Source organism: Streptomyces africanus (assembly GCF_002150735.1).
GTDB lineage: Bacteria > Actinomycetota > Actinomycetes > Streptomycetales > Streptomycetaceae > Streptomyces > Streptomyces africanus.
Window position 1 is genome coordinate 1 of the sequence record NZ_MUKA01000736.1, and the last position, 574, is coordinate 574.

1 protein-coding gene is annotated in these 574 nt (G+C 69.0%); it reads right to left on the reverse strand.

The features are described from left to right. Nucleotides 1–478 (reverse strand): ribose-5-phosphate isomerase (locus CCL05_RS43745; RefSeq protein WP_086565937.1); only part of this gene is annotated, 478 nt, incomplete at its 3' end. Nucleotides 479–574: the final 96 nt, after the last annotated feature.

Here is a 574-nt window from a genome sequence, read left to right on the forward strand (position 1 = left end):
GGGGGTGGTGGGGCGGGATGGGCGGGAGGTCGCCTGTCGACTCGTACGCGTCGAGCATGTCGATTCGGCGGATGTGACGTTCGTCACCGGAGAACGGCGTGCTGAGGAACGTCTCGACGAACGCCGTCGCCTCGTCCTGCGCGTGCATGCGCGCGCCCACGGCGATGACGTTGGCGTTGTTGTGCTGGCGGCCGAGGGCCGCCGTCTCCTCGCTCCAGGCGAGGGCCGCGCGGACGCCCTTGACCTTGTTCGCTGCGATCTGCTCACCGTTGCCGGAGCCGCCGATGACGATGCCGAGGGCGTCGGGGTCCGCGGCCGTCCGCTCCGCGGCGCGGAGGCAGAAGGGCGGGTAGTCGTCCTGGGCGTCGTAGATGTGCGGGCCGCAGTCGACGGGGTCGTGACCCGCCGCCTTCAGCCACTCGACGAGGTGGTTCTTGAGTTCGTAGCCCGCATGGTCCGAGCCGAGGTACACGCGCATGGGACGAGTGTGACACGGGTGTTTCGGGGCAGGCGCGCGGGGTGTCGCTCACGAAAACCTGACGTGAGTGTGAGCCGGATTACGGAAGCTCAGGAA